1 protein-coding gene is annotated in these 661 nt (G+C 44.5%); it reads right to left on the reverse strand.

Going from position 1 to position 661, the window contains the following annotated elements; genetic code table 11:
• Positions 1–88: 88 nt before the first annotated feature.
• Positions 89–661 (reverse strand): ABC transporter permease (locus AB4496_RS23275; RefSeq protein WP_372105349.1); only part of this gene is annotated, 573 nt, incomplete at its 5' end.

Raw genomic sequence — 661 nt, forward strand, 5'->3', positions numbered from 1 at the left:
TTTTTCTTTGCCTGCGATTCAGGATAATTAATAGCTCCTAGATAACTAATAGATCCTGGATAACTAATAGCTCTTGGATAACTAAAAGTTAACTACGTAAGCCGATCCCCTTTGTAACTAAGTAATGTGCAATGCCATACAGCACGACAATAAACACACCTAGTACGCCAAACGACGTCACAATACCCACATCAGACACACCCAAAAAACCATATCTAAACGCGTTTACCATATACACGATAGGGTTCAACTTCGATACACCTTGCCAGAATTCAGGCAATAGACTGATCGAGTAGAACACACCACCGAGATACGTCAGCGGCGTTAAAATGAAGGTTGGGATAATAGAAATATCATCAAACGTGCGTGCGAATACCGCGTTGATCAAGCCACCCAGAGCAAACACAACCGACGTGAGAAATACCGTCGCAATGATCACGCCCCAGTGGTCGACTTGAAGGTCAACAAAGAACAGCGATACAAAGGTGACGATAGTGCCCACTAACAAGCCACGCACCACGCCGCCCATTACGAAGCCGGCGATAATCACGTAGTTAGGAACAGGTGCTACAAGCAGCTCTTCAATGTTCTTCTGGAATTTGGCACTAAAGAACGATGAAGCAACGTTGGAATATGAGTTGGTGATCACCGACATCATGAT

The sequence above is a fragment of the Vibrio sp. 10N.222.46.A1 genome (assembly GCF_041473595.1).
In the GTDB taxonomy this organism is placed as follows: Bacteria; Pseudomonadota; Gammaproteobacteria; order Enterobacterales; family Vibrionaceae; genus Vibrio; species Vibrio tasmaniensis_A.